The 15,379-nt window shown below is 69.5% G+C and carries 15 protein-coding genes; 5 read left to right on the forward strand and 10 right to left on the reverse strand.

The window, feature by feature from the left end; translation table 11 throughout:
* Window positions 1–492 precede the first annotated feature (492 nt).
* Complete coding sequence (gene tyrS, locus IEY88_RS37240) at window positions 493–1,767, reverse strand: tyrosine--tRNA ligase (RefSeq protein ID WP_189159630.1); 1,275 nt, start codon at window positions 1,765–1,767, stop codon at window positions 493–495.
* 113 nt (window positions 1,768–1,880) lie between these two features.
* Between tyrS and IEY88_RS37245 the strand changes: the two genes are divergently transcribed.
* The 3 genes from IEY88_RS37245 to IEY88_RS37255 are packed head-to-tail and all read left to right on the forward strand — an operon-like array spanning window position 1,881 to window position 4,435.
* Window positions 1,881–2,297, forward strand: a complete 417-nt coding sequence (locus IEY88_RS37245) for a hypothetical protein (protein ID WP_229694118.1) — start codon at window positions 1,881–1,883, stop codon at window positions 2,295–2,297.
* Window positions 2,298–2,307: 10 nt separating this feature from the next.
* Entirely contained in the window at window positions 2,308–3,348 is a 1,041-nt protein-coding gene (locus tag IEY88_RS37250; RefSeq protein ID WP_189159631.1) for a toll/interleukin-1 receptor domain-containing protein, read from the forward strand.
* Between the two features lie 25 nt (window positions 3,349–3,373).
* On the forward strand, window positions 3,374–4,435 hold the full coding sequence (locus IEY88_RS37255) for a toll/interleukin-1 receptor domain-containing protein (protein ID WP_189159632.1): 1,062 nt from the start codon (window positions 3,374–3,376) through the stop codon (window positions 4,433–4,435).
* On the opposite strand, the gene IEY88_RS37260 is transcribed toward IEY88_RS37255, so the two are convergent.
* Genes IEY88_RS37260 through argC form a run of 9 tightly spaced genes read right to left on the reverse strand, consistent with a single transcriptional unit; the run spans window position 4,419 to window position 12,296 of the window.
* Window positions 4,419–5,027: a DNA-3-methyladenine glycosylase gene (locus IEY88_RS37260; protein WP_229694119.1), complete on the reverse strand. Its 609-nt coding sequence runs from the start codon at window positions 5,025–5,027 to the stop codon at window positions 4,419–4,421. The two genes, IEY88_RS37255 and IEY88_RS37260, sit on opposite strands and share 17 nt — an antisense overlap.
* On the reverse strand, window positions 5,017–6,408 hold the full coding sequence (argH, locus tag IEY88_RS37265) for an argininosuccinate lyase (protein WP_189159633.1): 1,392 nt from the start codon (window positions 6,406–6,408) through the stop codon (window positions 5,017–5,019). Before argH ends, IEY88_RS37260 begins: the two co-directional genes overlap by 11 nt.
* A 12-nt stretch (window positions 6,409–6,420) precedes the next feature.
* Window positions 6,421–6,675, reverse strand: coding sequence for an argininosuccinate synthase (locus IEY88_RS45625; protein ID WP_373294262.1), 255 nt, complete (start codon window positions 6,673–6,675; stop codon window positions 6,421–6,423).
* A gap of 4 nt (window positions 6,676–6,679) precedes the next feature.
* Entirely contained in the window at window positions 6,680–7,165 is a 486-nt protein-coding gene (locus IEY88_RS37275; RefSeq protein WP_189159635.1) for an arginine repressor, read from the reverse strand.
* Window positions 7,162–8,094 carry an ornithine carbamoyltransferase gene (gene argF / locus IEY88_RS37280; RefSeq protein ID WP_189159636.1) on the reverse strand — a complete coding sequence of 311 codons (933 nt, stop codon included), beginning with the start codon at window positions 8,092–8,094 and terminating at the stop codon, window positions 7,162–7,164. The genes IEY88_RS37275 and argF overlap by 4 nt, the downstream gene beginning before the upstream one ends.
* Window positions 8,091–9,224, reverse strand: coding sequence for an acetylornithine transaminase (locus IEY88_RS37285; RefSeq protein WP_189159637.1), 1,134 nt, complete (start codon window positions 9,222–9,224; stop codon window positions 8,091–8,093). The genes argF and IEY88_RS37285 overlap by 4 nt, the downstream gene beginning before the upstream one ends.
* Before the next feature lie 20 nt (window positions 9,225–9,244).
* On the reverse strand, window positions 9,245–10,114 hold the full coding sequence (gene argB / locus IEY88_RS37290) for an acetylglutamate kinase (RefSeq protein WP_189159638.1): 870 nt from the start codon (window positions 10,112–10,114) through the stop codon (window positions 9,245–9,247).
* Window positions 10,111–11,283, reverse strand: coding sequence for a bifunctional glutamate N-acetyltransferase/amino-acid acetyltransferase ArgJ (gene argJ / locus IEY88_RS37295; RefSeq protein ID WP_189159639.1), 1,173 nt, complete (start codon window positions 11,281–11,283; stop codon window positions 10,111–10,113). Before argJ ends, argB begins: the two co-directional genes overlap by 4 nt.
* A complete protein-coding gene (argC, locus tag IEY88_RS37300; RefSeq protein WP_189159640.1) occupies window positions 11,280–12,296 on the reverse strand; it encodes an N-acetyl-gamma-glutamyl-phosphate reductase in 1,017 nt (338 codons plus the stop codon). Before argC ends, argJ begins: the two co-directional genes overlap by 4 nt.
* Before the next feature lie 102 nt (window positions 12,297–12,398).
* On the opposite strand from argC, the gene IEY88_RS37305 reads away from it, so the two are divergent.
* Both IEY88_RS37305 and IEY88_RS37310 read left to right on the forward strand, forming a co-directional pair.
* Entirely contained in the window at window positions 12,399–13,907 is a 1,509-nt protein-coding gene (locus tag IEY88_RS37305; protein WP_189159641.1) for a sensor histidine kinase, read from the forward strand.
* Complete coding sequence (locus IEY88_RS37310; protein ID WP_189159642.1) at window positions 13,904–15,373, forward strand: sensor histidine kinase; 1,470 nt, start codon at window positions 13,904–13,906, stop codon at window positions 15,371–15,373. Before IEY88_RS37305 ends, IEY88_RS37310 begins: the two co-directional genes overlap by 4 nt.
* The last annotated feature ends 6 nt before the right edge of the window (window positions 15,374–15,379 follow it).

The following is a 15,379-nucleotide window of genomic DNA, read 5'->3' on the forward strand; positions in this document are numbered from 1 at the left end:
TCATATATTACTGGCTGTGTTTCGGCACGCTGTTGAGTTCTCAAAGAACACGCGCACACCGCAGCTAATCTCACGGAGAGATGTCGCTTCCGGGGCTGTGTCGTACTTAAGCTTTGTGATTGAAACTTCCGACGCCCTGGCCTCTGAGCTCAGACGAGCTACCGGCTGGGTCTTCGTCGTTTCTAGATCACCCACTCTACCACACTCAGTGGAAGCTTGGTTCGTGATCTGTGTCGCGCTCCGTTCCGGTGTTCCCGGCCCGTTCCTCGCTGACATGGAGAAAGTTACACGCACGCCAACGCAGGGTCAAATCGGGGGCACCGCACTCACCCACGGTTGAGAAACCGCAGGTCAGCGACCTCGTACAGGACCCTCCGACCACGCTATCCCACCCCAAACCCGTGCACACTGTGACCGCGATCACACCAAGAAAGACCGAAGGCCGCCGGTCCCAGGTGGGACCGGCGGCCTCCGACAACCAGAACGTGCAGGTCAGAGCTCTACCTGGACGCTCGCGTTGTTCCGCTTTCCGCGACGGAGCACCAGCCACTTGCCGTGGAGCAGGTCCGACGCCGCCGGCTTCCACTCCTCGTCGGTCACCTTCGCGTTGTTCACGTAGGCACCGCCCTCGTTGACCGTCCGCCGCGCGGCGCCCCGGCTCTCGGCCAGGCCCGACGCGATCAGCAGGTCGACGATCGTGGGCTCGTCCGCCAGCCGCACCTGCCCCTTGGGTGCCTCGGCGAGCGCCGCTTCCAGCACCGGCGCGTCGAGGTCGCGCAGCTCGCCCCGGCCGAACAGGGCCGACGACGCGAGGATGACCTGCTGCGTCGCGCGCTCCCCGTGCACCAGGTCAGTGAACTCCTGCGCGAGACGCTTCTGCGCGGCCCTCTGGTGCGGGGCCTCCGCGGTCTGCTTCTCCAGCTCGTCGAGCTCCTCACGGGTGAGGAACGTGAACAGCCGCAGGTAGTTGAGCACCGTGACGTCGTCGACGTTCACGAAGTACTGGTACCAGGCGTACGGCGAGGTCATCTCCGGGTCGAGCCACACGCTGCCGCCACCGGTGGACTTGCCGAACTTGCGGCCCTCGGCGTCGGTGACCAGCGGCGCGGTCAGGGCGTGCACGTGCTTGCCCTCGACCCGGCGGATCAGGTCGACGCCGCCGACGATGTTGCCCCACTGGTCCGAGCCGCCGACCTGCAGCGCGGTGCCGTACTTGCGGTGGAGCTCGAGGTAGTCGTTCGACTGCAGCAGCAGGTAGCTGAACTCGGTGTACGACATGCCGTCGCCCTCGAGGCGGCGCTTCACCGTCTCCCGGGACAGCATGACGTTGATCGAGAAGTGCTTGCCGACGTCGCGCAGGAACTCGAGCGCGCTGACCTGGCCGGTCCAGTCGAGGTTGTTCTCGACGACCGCACCCGTGGGCGAGTCGTCGAAGTCGACGAACCGCTCCAGCTGGCCGCGGATCCGGTCGGCCCACTCGGCGACGGTGTCCAGCGAGTTCATCGTGCGCTCACCGGTGTCGCGCGGGTCGCCGATCATGCCCGTCGCCCCGCCCGCCAGCACGATGGGCCGGTGACCGGCCTTCTGGAAGCGCCTGAGCATGAGCAACGGGACCATGTTGCCCGCGTGCAGCGACTTCGCCGTCGGGTCGAAACCGCAATAGAGGGTGAGCGGGCCGGCGTCCAGGTCCTTCCGGAGTGCGTCGAGGTCGGTGGACGTCGCGATCAGGCCGCGCCAGGCAAGTTCGTCAAGGATGTGCTCGCTCACGGCACTCATCATCCCCTACCTGGTCCAACGGGTTTCGACCCGGTATGCGGACGGGTACGTCCGAGGGCATGACGGATCCTCGCGATGCGGAGTTACGGCGGCCCACTGAACGCATGCCGCGCGTGACCGAGACACACATGCCGCGTGTGAACGAGCCGGTGGTCGAGGAGGTGGTCGAGCGCGACGCCGACTACCGCAGGTTGCGGACGGTGCGGACCGTCTGCGCGATCATCGACATCGTGTGCTGGACGTTCGCCATCGTCCTGCTGGTGCACATCTTCCTGGTGATCGCCGGCGCGAACGCCACCAACGGGTTCTTCCAGTTCGTCGCGGGCTGGGCGGACGGGATCACCCTCGGCCTCGACGGCCTCTTCACCCCGGACAACGCCTCCGTGGCGACGCTCCTCAACGAGGGCTTGGCAGCTCTCTTGTGGTTGGTCATCGGAGCGTTGCTCACCAACCTGATCACCCGTGTGGCTCTGCCTTCTGGCCACCGACGGGCCTGGTACCGCAGGACCGTCAGGCCGTAAGAATGGCGGGGTGGCCGAGTACGAGTTCGACGTCGCCCTGTCCTATGCCGGGGAGGACCAGGATCTGGTCCTCCCCGTCGTCGCGCTGCTGAAGGACCTCGGGGTCGAGCTCTTCCACAGCTTGGACCGCGAGGCCGAGATGTGGGGCCTGCCCCTGGTGGAGTACTTCTCCGACGCCTTCACCAAGCGCGCGCGGTACGTGCTGCTGTTCAGTTCGCGGCACTACGTCGACAAGTGGTCGAGGTTGCAGCACCGGGCCGCGCTCGGGCGTGCGCTGGAGCAGCACTCGGAGTACGTGCTGCCGATCCGGATCGACGACACCGAGGTGCCCGGTCTCTCCCCGCACGTCGGGTACCTCGACCTGCGCGTCCACGACGCGGCGACGATCGCGGACGCCGTCGTGCAGAAGCTCGCCCAGCACCGCGCCGAGTTCAGCCCGACGACCCCGATCACGCCGCGGTCGGTGGCCGCGCTGGCACGGGAGAAGCCACGCGGCTGGGAGTACCTGCTCTACGCGACCGTTGTCGCACAAGGACTTTCCGACCTGCAGCAGAAGTACCGCGAACACTTCCTGCGCTACTCGCCGCGCAACGGCACCGTCGAGCACGGCAACGGCATCGGCCTGATCCGCGACCGCAACGTGCTGCTGGGCGAGATCATCAAGGTCGCCGTCGACTCGGTCTTCACCTCGGCCACCCAGGAGGCCGCGTTCGGCAGGCCCGGCGAGGCGGGCGACGCGGACCGGATCGTGCACCTCGGCGAGCTGTTCGTGCGGACGTTCGACGAGATCCTCGACTGGGCGCGCACCATCCACGGGACCAGCTACGCCGACGAACACGCCCGCGCCGCCGCTCGGGTGCAGGCGCGCTTCGCCGATCGGCAGCTGGAGGCGATGCACGACGTCGCCCAGGACCTGAGCCACGTGGCGGGCACGCTGGTCGAGCGGCTGGCGGCCGGGGAGCACATCGACATGACGGTGCCGCTGGTGTTCGAGGTGGAGCCGGCGCTGGAGCTGGAGTTCACGACCGCGCTGGAGAAGCTCTCACGGTGACGCGGGCGGAAGGCAGAATGGCGCGGTGCCGGAGTACGAGTTCGACATCGCGCCGTCATTCGCTGGAGAAGACAGGGCCAAGGTGCTGCCTGTCGTGCGGCGGCTGGAGGAGCTCGGCGTCAGCGTGTTCTACGACGAGGACCGCGTCGCCGAGTTGTGGGGCGTCAACCTGGTCGACCACCTGCCTGAGGTGTACGGCAAGCGAGTCCGGTTCGTGCTGCTCTTCGCGTCGAAGCACTACGTCGAGAAGAAGTGGACCAGGATCGAGCGCCAAGCCGCGCAAGCACGCGCGCTCGACGAGGCGGAGGCCTACCTGCTCCCGATCCGGGTCGATGACACCGAAGTGCCCGGTCTGCCGCCGACCATCGCATACCTCGACCTGCGCAAGCACAGCGTGGACGACGTGGCCGCCGCGGTGCTGCGGAAACTGGGCCGGTCGCTCCCGGCGCGGGCGGCGTTCATCACCAAGGCTCCGCGCACTCCGAGCGACGTCGACGCGCTGCTGGTGGAACGACCTCCGGCATGGCCATACCTGCTGTTCGCGGGCGTTCTCTTCCAGGGTGTCGACGCGCTGGAAGCGAAGTTCCGGGATCACCTCGCTGGATACGCGCCCCGCAACGGCTCCGTCGTCGACGTGCTCGACCTGTCGGCGTTCCGGCACAGGCACGCCATGCTGGCAGCGATCACCGATTCGGTGGAGAGGATCCTCTCGCCTGAAAGGCGACTCGTGACGTTCGGTCTGCCCGGTGACACCCAGAACCTGAACCCGGACGAAGTCGTCCACACCGCCCGACGGCTGGTGCAGTTGTACGAGGAACTGCTCGACTGGGCACGAGAGGTCCGGGGCACCACGTACGTCTACGAGCAGGTGAGCAAGGTCGCCGGTCTGCAGGCACGCGTCGCGGACGGCCCGATCACCGCGACGCGCAAGCTCGCCGCCGATTTCCTGATGCTCGCCGACACACTGGTGGAGCGCCTCACCGCAGGCGAGGACGTGGACTACGAGTTCAGCCTGACGTTCACGATCGATCCGCAGCTCAGCAAGGCGTTGGACGACGCGATCGAGCAGGTCATGCGCTCTTGGTAGGGCGCCGTTTCCCGCCGCGTTTGTAGGTCGACACCGCCGGCGAGTCGATCCAGAACCGCCACGGCACGTCCATCGCCACCGCGACACCAACGCGTGGCCCCGCGTGCACCTTCGTGACCGGTTCACCCGCGTAGAGACGCACGGGCGAGGAAGCAGAGGTCAGGTCAAGACCGTTCGACGAGCGATCGAGCCCGAGGACCTTGCACAGCCGTGCGGGCCCCTTGCCCAGTTCGGCGGCAGAACGTGATGCAGGGCGGCGAGAGAAGGCGACGTCCTCACCGGAGACGACTTCGCCCGCGCGCAACAGCACCGCACCGGGCACGCCGTCGGTCAGCGTCACGACGTTGGCGCAGAAGTGCATGCCGTAGACGAAGTAGACGTACAGGAACCCGGCCGGGCCGAACATGACCTCGTTGCGCGGGGTCATGCCTCGGTAGCAGTGCGACGCCGGGTCGTCGCCGCCCCGGTACGCCTCAACCTCGACGATGCGCACGCGCACACCGCCTGCCTCCAGGTAGGACCCGAGGAGGAGCCGGGACGCGTCGACCGGGTCGACGGCCAGCTCCTCCTGGGTCAGCAGCCTAGAACTCACGCGCGGAAGCAGCCTTCGCGACGAGTGCGTCCAGCTGTTCGCGGACACGGACCGGGGCGGTGCCGCCGTGGGCGTCGCGCGAGGCGATCGAGCCCTCCACGGTCAGCACCGAACGGACCTCGGCGGTCAGGGAGGGCGAGATCGCGAGGAACTCCTCGTCGGTCAGGTCCTCCAGGCCGACGCCGCGGGACTCGGCCGCGCGGACGCACGCTCCGGCGGCCTCGTGCGCCACGCGGAACGGGACGCCTTGGCGCACAAGCCATTCCGCGATGTCCGTGGCGAGGGTGAAGCCGGCCGGAGCCAGTGACGCCATGCGGTCGACGTCGAAGCGAAGCGTCGCCACCATGCCCGCGAACGCCGGGAGCAGGAGCTCCAGCTGCTCGACGCCGTCGAACAGAGGTTCCTTGTCCTCCTGCAGGTCGCGGTTGTACGCCAGCGGCTGCGCCTTCAGCGTCGCGAGCAGACCCGCGAGGTTGCCGATGAGGCGGCCCGACTTGCCGCGCGCCAGTTCGGCGACGTCCGGGTTCTTCTTCTGCGGCATGATCGAGCTGCCGGTGGACCACGCGTCGTCGAGCACCGCGAAGCGGAACTCGGCCGTCGTCCAGATGATGATCTCCTCGGCCACGCGGGAGAGGTTCACGCTGATCATGGCCAGCACGAACGCGATCTCGGCGGCGAAGTCGCGCGAGGCGGTGCCGTCGATCGAGTTCTCGACCGGGGCGTAGAAGCCCAGGTCCGCGGCCACCTTCGCCGGGTCCAGGCCGAGCGACGAACCGGCGAGCGCGCCCGAGCCGTACGGGGAGAAGCCCGCGCGCTTGTCCCAGTCGTGCAGGCGGTCGACGTCGCGCAGCAACGCGTGGGCGTGCGCGAGCAGGTGGTGCGAGAGCAGCACGGGCTGTGCGGACTGCAGGTGCGTGCGGCCCGGCATGACGGCGCCGAAGTGCGTCTCGGACTGCGCGGCCAGGGCGTCGACGACGTCCAACACACCGGCGGCCACGCGACGGGCCGCGTCGCGCAGCCACATCCGGAACAGCGTCGCGACCTGGTCGTTGCGGGAACGGCCGGCGCGCAGCTTGCCGCCCAGCTCGGTGCCGGCGCGGTCGATCAGGCCCCGCTCCAGCGCCGTGTGGACGTCCTCGTCCTCCAGCACCGGGGTGAACGCGCCGGACTCGACGTCGGCGAGCAGCTCGTCGAGCGCCTTCTGCATGCCGGCGAGCTCCTCGTCCGACAACAGCCCCGCGGCGTGCAGCACACGGGCGTGCGCGCGCGAGCCCGCGATGTCGTACGGCGCGAGCCGCCAATCGAAGTGCGTCGACAACGACAGCCGCGCCATCGCCTCGGCCGGTCCCGACTCGAACCGGCCACCCCACAAAGAACTCATTGCACGCAACTCTCAGCTAGCGAAGTCGTAGAGCGATTCTTCCGAACGGGCGACCAGCCCGACGACGCGCCCCTCGTACAGCGCGACGTCGACCTCGCCGGAACCCGACGGCAATGCCATCCGCGCGACGCGCAGCGCGACCGTGCCCAGGCTGGACCTGACCACGCCGGCGCGGAAGTTGAGCTCGCGGACAGCCTCGGCGACGGAGACGGTCTCGCCGTCCACCGCCACGGCCACGCCCGCGTCGAACGTCAGAACGGCGTGCACGGGCTCATTCATCGACGTCGCCCGAGGCGAGCGCGGTGATCCGGTCGGCGAGCTCGGCACCGGTCATCGGTTCGCGGGCCACGACGAGGATCGTGTCGTCCCCCGCGATCGTGCCGACCACCTCGTGCAACGCGGCGCGGTCCAACGCCGAGGCCAGGAACTGCGCGGCGCCGGGCGGAGTCCGCAGCACCGCGAGGTTTCCGGAGAAGTCCGTCGACACCAGCAGTTCGCCCAGCACGCGGACCAGGCGCGTGGTGCCGCCCTGGACGCCGCGCACGGGGCTGCCGTCTTCCGGGATCACGTAGATCGGCGCACCGCCGTCGGGGCCGCGCAGCTTGACCGCGCCCAGCTCGTCGAGGTCGCGCGACAACGTGGCCTGCGTGACGTCGATGCCTTCAGCCGCAAGCAGTTTCGCGAGCTCGGACTGGCTGCGCACGGCCTGATGCGACACCATCTCGACTATGCGGCCCTGACGGGCGGTGCGGGTCATGACGACTGCTCCAGCAACCAGACGAGCAACGCCTTCTGCGCGTGCAACCGGTTCTCCGCTTCCTGCCACACGAGCGACTGCGGGCCGTCGAGCACCTCGTCGGTGATCTCCCAGCCGCGGTGCGCGGGCAGGCAGTGCAGCACCGTCGAGTCGGGCTTTCCGGTCGCGGCCAGCAAAGCGGCGTTCACCTGGTACGGGCGGAACGGGCCGACGCGGTCCTTGCCGTCGTTCTCCTGCCCCATCGACGTCCAGGTGTCGGTGACCAGCACGTCCGAGCCGTCGACCGACGCCTGCGGGTCGCTGGTCAACGTCACCGAACCACCGGTCTCGGCGGCGCGCTTCTTCGCGTCCTCCAGGAGCTGGGTGTTCGGCACGAAACCGGCGGGCGCGCCGATGCGGACGTGCATACCGGCCGTGGCACCACCGAGCATCAGCGAGTGCGACATGTTGTTGGCGCCGTCGCCCAGGTACGTCAGCGTCAGACCCGCCAGCTTGCCGTAACGGCGGCGGATCGTCTGCAGGTCCGCGAGCACCTGGCACGGGTGGAACTCGTCGGTCAGCGCGTTGACGACCGGAATGCGCGACACGGAGGCCATCGCCTCCATGCGGGCCTGCGCGAACGTCCGCCACACCACGGCGTCGACGTAGCCGGACAGGATCCGCGAGGTGTCCTCGATCGTCTCCTCGCGGCCCAGCTGCATCGACCGGCCGTCGATGATCACCGGGTTGCCGCCGAGCTGCGCGATGCCGACCTCGAACGAGAGCCGGGTGCGCGTGGAGTTCTTCTCGAAGATCACGGCGACGGACTTGGGGCCCGCCAGCGGCTTCGCGGTGAACCGGTCCGCCTTGTACGCGTCCGCGAGGTCGAGGACGGCCGCCTGCTCCTCGGTGGACAGGTCGTCGTCGCGCAGGAAGTGCCTCGGGCTCACGGCGTCTCCTCGAAGAAGGTGGGGAGCGCGGCGACGAAGGCCTGCGCGTCGGACTCCTCCAGCACCAGCGGCGGGGCGAGCCGCAGCACGTCGGGCTGGATCGGGTTGATCAGGTAACCGGCCTTCTGCGCGGCCGCCGCGGCCTTCGCGGAGACGTTCTCGCGCAGCGTGATGCCGAGCAGCAGGCCGGCTCCCCTGACACCGGAGATCATGGGGTGGTGCAACGCCTCCACACCCGTGGCGATCTCCTTGCCCACGGACGAGACGTGCTCCAGCAGGCCTTCCGAGGCGATCGTGTCGAGCACGGCGAGACCGGCGGCGCAGCACACCGGGTTGCCGCCGTACGTCGTGCCGTGGTGGCCGGGCTTGAACAGCTCAGCCGCCGCGCCGAAACCGATGGTGGCGCCCAGCGGCAGACCGCCGCCGATGCCCTTGGCGAGCGTCATCACATCCGGCACGATCCCGGCCTGCTGGAACGCGAACCACGTGCCGAGACGGCCGATGCCGGTCTGCACCTCGTCGAGGATGAACAGCGCGCCGTGCTCGGAGGTGATCCGGCGGACCTCCTGCAGGTAGCCCGCGGGCGGCACCATGATGCCCTGCTCGCCCTGGATCGGCTCGACGATGAACGCCGCCGTGTCGTCGTCGATCGCGGCCTCGAGCGCCGCCACGTCACCGAACGGGACGTGCGAGACGCCGGGGACCAAGGGCTCGAACGGCGCGCGCTTCGGTTCCTGGCCGGTGAGCGTCAGCGCGCCCATCGTGCGGCCGTGGAACCCGCCGAGCGTGGAGATGATCTTGGTGCGGCCGGTGAGGCGCGCCATCTTGAGCGCCGCCTCGTTGGCCTCGGCGCCGGAGTTGCAGAAGAAGACCTTGCCGGGCTCCCCCGCGATGTCCAGCAGGCGTTCGGCGAGCTTCAGCGCGGGCTCGTTGACGTACAGGTTGCCGGTGTGGCCGAGCTTCGCGATCTGCGTCGACACCGCCTCGACGATCGCCGGGTGGGCGTGGCCGAGCGCGTTGACGGCGAGGCCGGTCAGCAGGTCGACGTAACGGTTCCCGTCCGCGTCCCACACATGCGCGCCCTCACCTCGTTCCAGCTGCAACGAAGGTGAGCCGTAGTTGTCCATCATGGACTGTTGCCACCGCGTGGTCACTTGTCCCCCAAGACCATCGTTCCGACGCCTTCAGTGGTGAAGACTTCGAGCAGAACACTGTGGGCCAGCCGGCCGTCAATCACGTGCGCCTGCGGGACCCCGCCGCGCACCGCGCGCAGGCAGGCCTCCATCTTCGGCACCATGCCGCTTTCCAGGTCCGGCAGGATCTTCTCCAGCTCGGAGGCGCGGATCTGGTTCAGCAGCGACGAGCGGTCCGGCCAGTTCGCGTAGAGACCCTCGACGTCCGTGAGCACGACGAGCTTCTCCGCGCCGAGAGCGACCGCGAGAGCGCCGGCCGCCGTGTCCGCGTTCACGTTGTGCGGCACGCCGTGGATGTCCGGCGCGACCGACGACACGACCGGGATGCGGCCCGCGCGCACGATGTCGAGCACCGCGTCCGGGTTCACCTCGGTGATGTCGCCGACGAGACCGATGTCGACCTCCTCGCCGTCGACCAGGGCACCGCGGCGCGTCGCCGTGAACAGGTGCGCGTCCTCGCCGGAGATGCCGACGGCGTAGGGACCGTGCTGGTTGATCAGGCCGACGAGCTCACGCCCGACCTGCCCGACCAGGACCATCCGCACGACGTCCATGGCCTCGGGCGTCGTGACGCGCAGGCCGCCGCGGAACTCGCTGTGGATGCCGAGCTTGTCGAGCATCGACTTGATCTGCGGGCCGCCGCCGTGCACGACGACCGGGCGCAGGCCGCACAGCCGCAGGAACACCATGTCCTCGGCGAACGCCTTCTTCAGCTCGTCGTCGACCATGGCGTTGCCGCCGTACTTGACGACCACGAGCGCGCCGCGGAAACGCTCCAGCCACGGCAGCGCTTCGACGAGGACCGCTGCTTTCTCTTGTGCGTTCATGAGGAGTACGCGCTGTTCTCTTCGACGTAGCCGTGGGACAGGTCCGTGGTGAGCACGGTGGCTTCGGCCTCGCCGACGTTGAGGTCGATGACGATCTCGATGTCACGGCCGGAGAGGTCGGCCTCGCTCCGGTCGCGGTCACGAGTTCCGTTGCGGTACAACGAGACGCCGTTGATGATGATCTGCAGGACGTCCGGGTCGATCTCGGCGTCCGCGCGGCCCAGCGCCATCGCGACGCGGCCCCAGTTCGGGTCGCTGCCGAAGAGCGCCGTCTTCACCAGGTTGTCCTCGGCGACGGTCCGTCCGATGTGGACGGCCTCGGCCTCGGTGGCGGCCTGCCTGACGGTGATGCTGACTTCCTTCGTCACGCCCTCGGCGTCACCCTGGAGCTGCTTGACCAGGTCTCCCGCGACCTCGGTGAGCAACGCGGCGAAGTCGTCGAACGAGGGCTCGACGCCCGAGGCGCCGGACGCCAGCACGAGCACGGTGTCGTTGGTGGACGTGCCGCCGTCGACGTCGAGGCGGTCGAACGTGCGCGACACCGCCTGCCGCAGCGCGGAGTCGAGCCGGTCGCCGGAGATCTTGGCGTCGGTCGTGATGACCGACAGCATCGTGGCCATGTTCGGGGCGAGCATGCCCGCGCCCTTCACGAACCCGCCGACCGAGAAGCCCTGGTCGGAGGCCTTCCACGACTGCTTGGGACGGCTGTCCGTGGTCATCACGCCGGTGGCGGCGTTCAGGCCCGCCTCCACCGTGGAGTCCAGCTCCTTCGCGGCGTTCTCGACGCCCGCCAGCACCCTGTCCATCGGGAGGCGCTCGCCGATCAGGCCGGTGGAGCAGACCGCGACGTCGACCGCGCCGGTGCCGAGCACCTCGGCGACCTTCTCCGCCGTGGCGTGGGTGTCCTGGAAGCCCTCGGGGCCGGTGCACGCGTTGGCGCCGCCGGAGTTGAGCACGACCGCGGTGAGGCGCCGGGACTGGATCACCTGCTGCGACCACAACACCGGCGCGGCCTTCACCTTGTTCGTGGTGAAGACGCCCGCCGCGGCGTCGGACGGGCCGTCGTTCACGACGAGCGTGAAGTCCAGCGCGCCGGATTCCTTGATCCCGGCGGCGATCCCGGCGGCCCGGAAGCCCTGGGGTCCGGTGACGCCCTTGTTGCGGTTCACGGAGCGACTCCAACGGTCGAGAGGCCGGTCGTTTCCGGCAGTCCGAGAGCGAGGTTCATGCACTGGACAGCGGCACCGGCGGTGCCCTTGGCCAGGTTGTCGACGGCGGCCACGACCACGAGCCTGCCCAGGTCGGAGTCGACGGTCACTTGCAGCTGGACGGCGTTCGACCCCAGCACGGCGTTCGTCGTCGGCCAGAGGCCTTCGGGCAGCAGGTGCACGAACGGCTCGTCCGCGTACGCCTTCTCGTAGGCCTCGCGAACGTGTGCGGCAGTGTCCTTCAACGCCGCCGTGCAGGTCGCGAGGATGCCCCGGGACATCGGCGCGAGCACCGGCGTGAAGCTGACCTTGATCGGACGACCGGCCGCCGCGGTGAGGTTCTGGGTGATCTCGGGCGTGTGCCGGTGCGCGCCGCCGACGCCGTACGCGCTGGCGGAGCCCATGACCTCGGAGCCGAGCAGGTTCGTCTTGAGCGACTTGCCGGCGCCGGACGTGCCCGACACGGCGACGATGACGACCTCGTCCTCGATCAGGTCCACGGCCGGTGCGAGTGCCAGCGAGGACACCGTCGGGTAGCAGCCGGGCACGGCGACGCGGCGGGCGCCGACGAGCGCGTCCCGCCCGTTGGGAAGCTCGGGGAGTCCGTACGGCCAGGTGCCGGCGTGCTCGCCGCCGTACCACCGCTTCCAGTCGTCGGCGCTGGTCAGCCGGTGGTCGGCGCCGCAGTCGATCACGACGGTGTCGTCGCCGAGTTGCTCGGCGAGCGCGGCTGAGTGACCGTGGGGAAGTGCGAGGAACACCACGTCGTGGCCCTTGAGGGTCTCGACTGTGGTGTCTTGTAGGTCTCGGTCCGCGAGCGGCAGGAGGTGCGGCTGGTGCTTGAGCAACTTGTCGCCGGCGCTGCTGTTGGCCGTCAGCGCGCCGATCTCGATGTCCGGATGGCCCAGTAGCAGGCGGAGCAGCTCGCCACCCGCGTACCCGCTGGCGCCCGCGACCGCGATCCTCACTGTCATGCGCATGATTATGCACGGTCATGCAAACTCACTCAACCGAGTATGGCCACCTGGCCACCCGATCGGGCCACCTGGCGCTGGGGCGCCGGGGCGGGATCGACCATGATGATCAGCGTGAACGTGAAGGTGCGCGACGGGCTCTGGGCGGCGTGCGTCCTCCTGCTCGCGCTGGTGACGCTGGCGGCGCCGCTGGGCAGGCCCGCGCAACCGTGGCTGATCGTGCTCTCGGCCCTGTGGGCGGCGGCGCTCGTGCCGATCAGCGCGCGCTGGCCGAAGTGGGCGATCGTGCTCACCGCTCCCCTCAACGGGGTCAGCAACCTGCTCGCGCTCGCCCCGACGTCACTCGTGGTCTTCCGCTCGGCCCGGTCGATCCGGTCGCAGGGCCGGCTGTGGGCACTGGTGGGAATCACGACGGTGCTGCAGGCGGTGTTCGGCGGGCTGCACTCGTGGCGGGCCGGGGACAGCCCGCTCGAGTACGTCCTCGGTACCGCGTTCTCGGTCGTGTTCCTGCTGGTCTTCCCCGCCGTGTCCGGGGCGCTGATCGGGCGGCGCAAGCCGTTGACGCAGGTGCTGATGGAGCGCAACGACTACCTGGAGCACGCGCGTGCGTTGACCGCGAGCACTGCCCGGTCGGCTACGCGCGCACACATCGCCAGCGAGATGCACGACATGCTCAGCCATCGGCTCCGGCAGCTGACCGCGCATGCGGGCGCGCTGGAGCGGTCGGCGGCCGAACAAGCCCCTGAGCTGCGCGAACAGGTCGAGCTGATCCGCAAGACGTCCGCAGTCGCGATGGAGGAGTTGCGCGAGATCCTCGGCGTGCTCGGTGCTTCCTCCGAACACGAGGAGGACGCCGGTACGCGCGCAGATGTCGAACGGCTCGTGGCGGCGTCGTCTGCTGCGGGCCTTTCCGTGTACCTCGACTGGTCCGGCGCCGATCTGGCCGATGCCGACGCACGCCTTCGCAGGGCGGTGCACCGGGTCGTGCGCGAAGCACTCACGAACGTGCACAAGCATGCGCCGTCGGCTCGCACGCGCGTGTCCGTGGCCGTCGCCGATCGGGTTCGGGTCGAGGTGGTCAACGGTCCCAGCGCCGCTCCCCGGGGTGCCGGTACCCGTCGCGGGCTCATCGGCCTGGAGGAACGCGTCGAGCTGATCGGCGGGTCGTTCCTCGCCGAGGTGCCGACCGGCGAGGGGTTCCGGGTGACGGCCAGCCTGCCGTTGCACCCGGTCGTGCAGGAGGAGACCGGTGCGGCCGGTGCCGTGATGGAGGCACCACCGCCGATCACCGCCGAGGTCCTGACCGTGCCGCGCGTGGTCGGCGGCGGCTGCCTGGCCACGCTCTCGCTCGTCCCCGCGCTCGGCACGGCGTTCGTCCTGCTCGTCGTCGCGGTGTTCGGCCGCCAGGAGGTGAGCCGGGAGGAGTTCGACGGGTTCCAGCCGTCGGTCGCGCACGAGGAGGAGGTCACCGAGATGTTCGGGTTCGGCGTGCCGTCCGACAACGCCGGATGCTATCGCTACCACGTGCGCGACTCGAACGACCGCGACTTCGAGTTCTGCTTCGACCGGGACTCCGGCCTGATGACCACGAAGAAGGAGCTCGCCCGATGAGGTTCGTCTGGCCCGCTCTCGCGTTCCTCGTGGGCCTCGTGCCGCTGATCGCCCCGCTGGCACCCACGCCGCACCCGTTGCTGATCACCGCCAGCGCGCTGTGGATCGCCGCGCTGGTGTGGTTCGCCCCGCGCAAGCCGGAGTGGGTGCTGCTGCTGACGGCACCGCTCTTCGCGGTCAACAACCTCTGGGCGATGGCCACCACGATGTTCGTGGTGTTCGCGGCGTCCCGGAGCATTCCCCGGCTCGGGCGGCTGTGGGCGCTGCTGGGCGTGACCACGCTCCTGCAGACCGCGTTCGGCCTCTTCCAGGTCCACGACGCGATGCCGCTGTGGCAGAGCCTGCTCGGCGGGATCCTCGGATCGGTCTTCTTCGTGGTGTTCCCCGCCGTCTCCGGCATGCTGCTCGGCCGCCGCAGGCCGATGGTCCGGTTGCTGCAGGAGCGCAACGAGTACCTCGAACGCGCCCGTGCCCTGACCGCCGCGTCGGCGCGGTCCGACGAACGCGCGCACATCGCCGGCGAGATGCACGACATGCTCGGGCACCGGCTCAGCCTGATCTCCATCCACGCCGGGGCGCTGGAGCTGACCACCGCGAAGAAGGCCCCGCAACTGCACGAGCAGGCCGAGCTGATCCGCACCACATCGTCGCTCGCGATGGCGGAACTGCGCGAGATCCTCGGCGTGCTGCGGACGAGTCCCGAACCCGAGTCGCTCGACGAGGACACCGGCACCCGGTCCGACATCACCGCCCTGGTCGAGGGTTCCGGGCTCGCCGCGACGCTCGACTGGTCCGGTGACGACCTGCACGGTGCCGACCCGCGCACCCGCCGCGCCGTGCACCGGGTGGTCCGCGAGGCCCTGACCAACGTCGGCAAGCATGCTCCGTCCGCACGCACTCGGGTGCAGGTGGCGGTCCAGGGCGGCCGGGCGCGCATCCAGGTGCTGAACGGGCCGACGTCCGCGGTCGAGGGCAAGGGCGCCCGGCGCGGCCTGATCGGCCTGGAGGAACGCGTCGGGCTGCTCGGCGGGTCGTTCAGCGCCGGCCGGCCGGTCGAGGGCGGGTTCCGGGTGGCGGCGGACGTGCCGCTGCACCCTCCCACCCAGGCCGACCAGGCCGCGGCCGAGGTCGGCGAGGTGCCTCCCCCGCTCGCCGCGGAGATCCTGACCGTCCCGCGGGTGCTCGGCGGCGGCTGCCTCGGCCTGCTGGCGTTGCTGCCGATCACCGGTGGCCTGGTCGTGCTGCTGCTGTTCACGCTGTTGAACCCGACGCAGATGAACGCGCCGTACTTCGACTCGCTGCAGGTGGGCGTCACGGCCGAGGACGAGGTCTTCGAGCAGTTCGGCGTCGGGCAGCTCGGCATCGACGGCTGCTCGCGGTTCCAGACCTCGCACAGCCCCGACCTCGTCTACAAGCTCTGCTTCCGCGAGGGCAAGCTGGACTCGAAGGAGCAGGAGAGGCCGTAGGGTGCG

The organism is Lentzea pudingi, assembly GCF_014646255.1.
Lineage (GTDB): Bacteria > Actinomycetota > Actinomycetes > Mycobacteriales > Pseudonocardiaceae > Lentzea > Lentzea pudingi.

Excerpts from the sequence above, each read along its gene's own strand:
- IEY88_RS37245 (WP_229694118.1), top strand. The coding sequence starts at position 1,881 with ATGCCGCGCGTGACCGAGACACACATGCCGCGTGTGAACGAGCCGGTG.
- argH (WP_189159633.1), bottom strand. The coding sequence starts at position 6,408 with ATGAGTTCTTTGTGGGGTGGCCGGTTCGAGTCGGGACCGGCCGAGGCG.
- IEY88_RS37275 (WP_189159635.1), bottom strand. The coding sequence starts at position 7,165 with ATGACCCGCACCGCCCGTCAGGGCCGCATAGTCGAGATGGTGTCGCAT.
- IEY88_RS37285 (WP_189159637.1), bottom strand. The coding sequence starts at position 9,224 with ATGATGGACAACTACGGCTCACCTTCGTTGCAGCTGGAACGAGGTGAG.
- argB (WP_189159638.1), bottom strand. The coding sequence starts at position 10,114 with ATGAACGCACAAGAGAAAGCAGCGGTCCTCGTCGAAGCGCTGCCGTGG.
- argC (WP_189159640.1), bottom strand. The coding sequence starts at position 12,296 with ATGACAGTGAGGATCGCGGTCGCGGGCGCCAGCGGGTACGCGGGTGGC.
- IEY88_RS37305 (WP_189159641.1), top strand. The coding sequence starts at position 12,399 with ATGATGATCAGCGTGAACGTGAAGGTGCGCGACGGGCTCTGGGCGGCG.
- IEY88_RS37310 (WP_189159642.1), top strand. The coding sequence starts at position 13,904 with ATGAGGTTCGTCTGGCCCGCTCTCGCGTTCCTCGTGGGCCTCGTGCCG.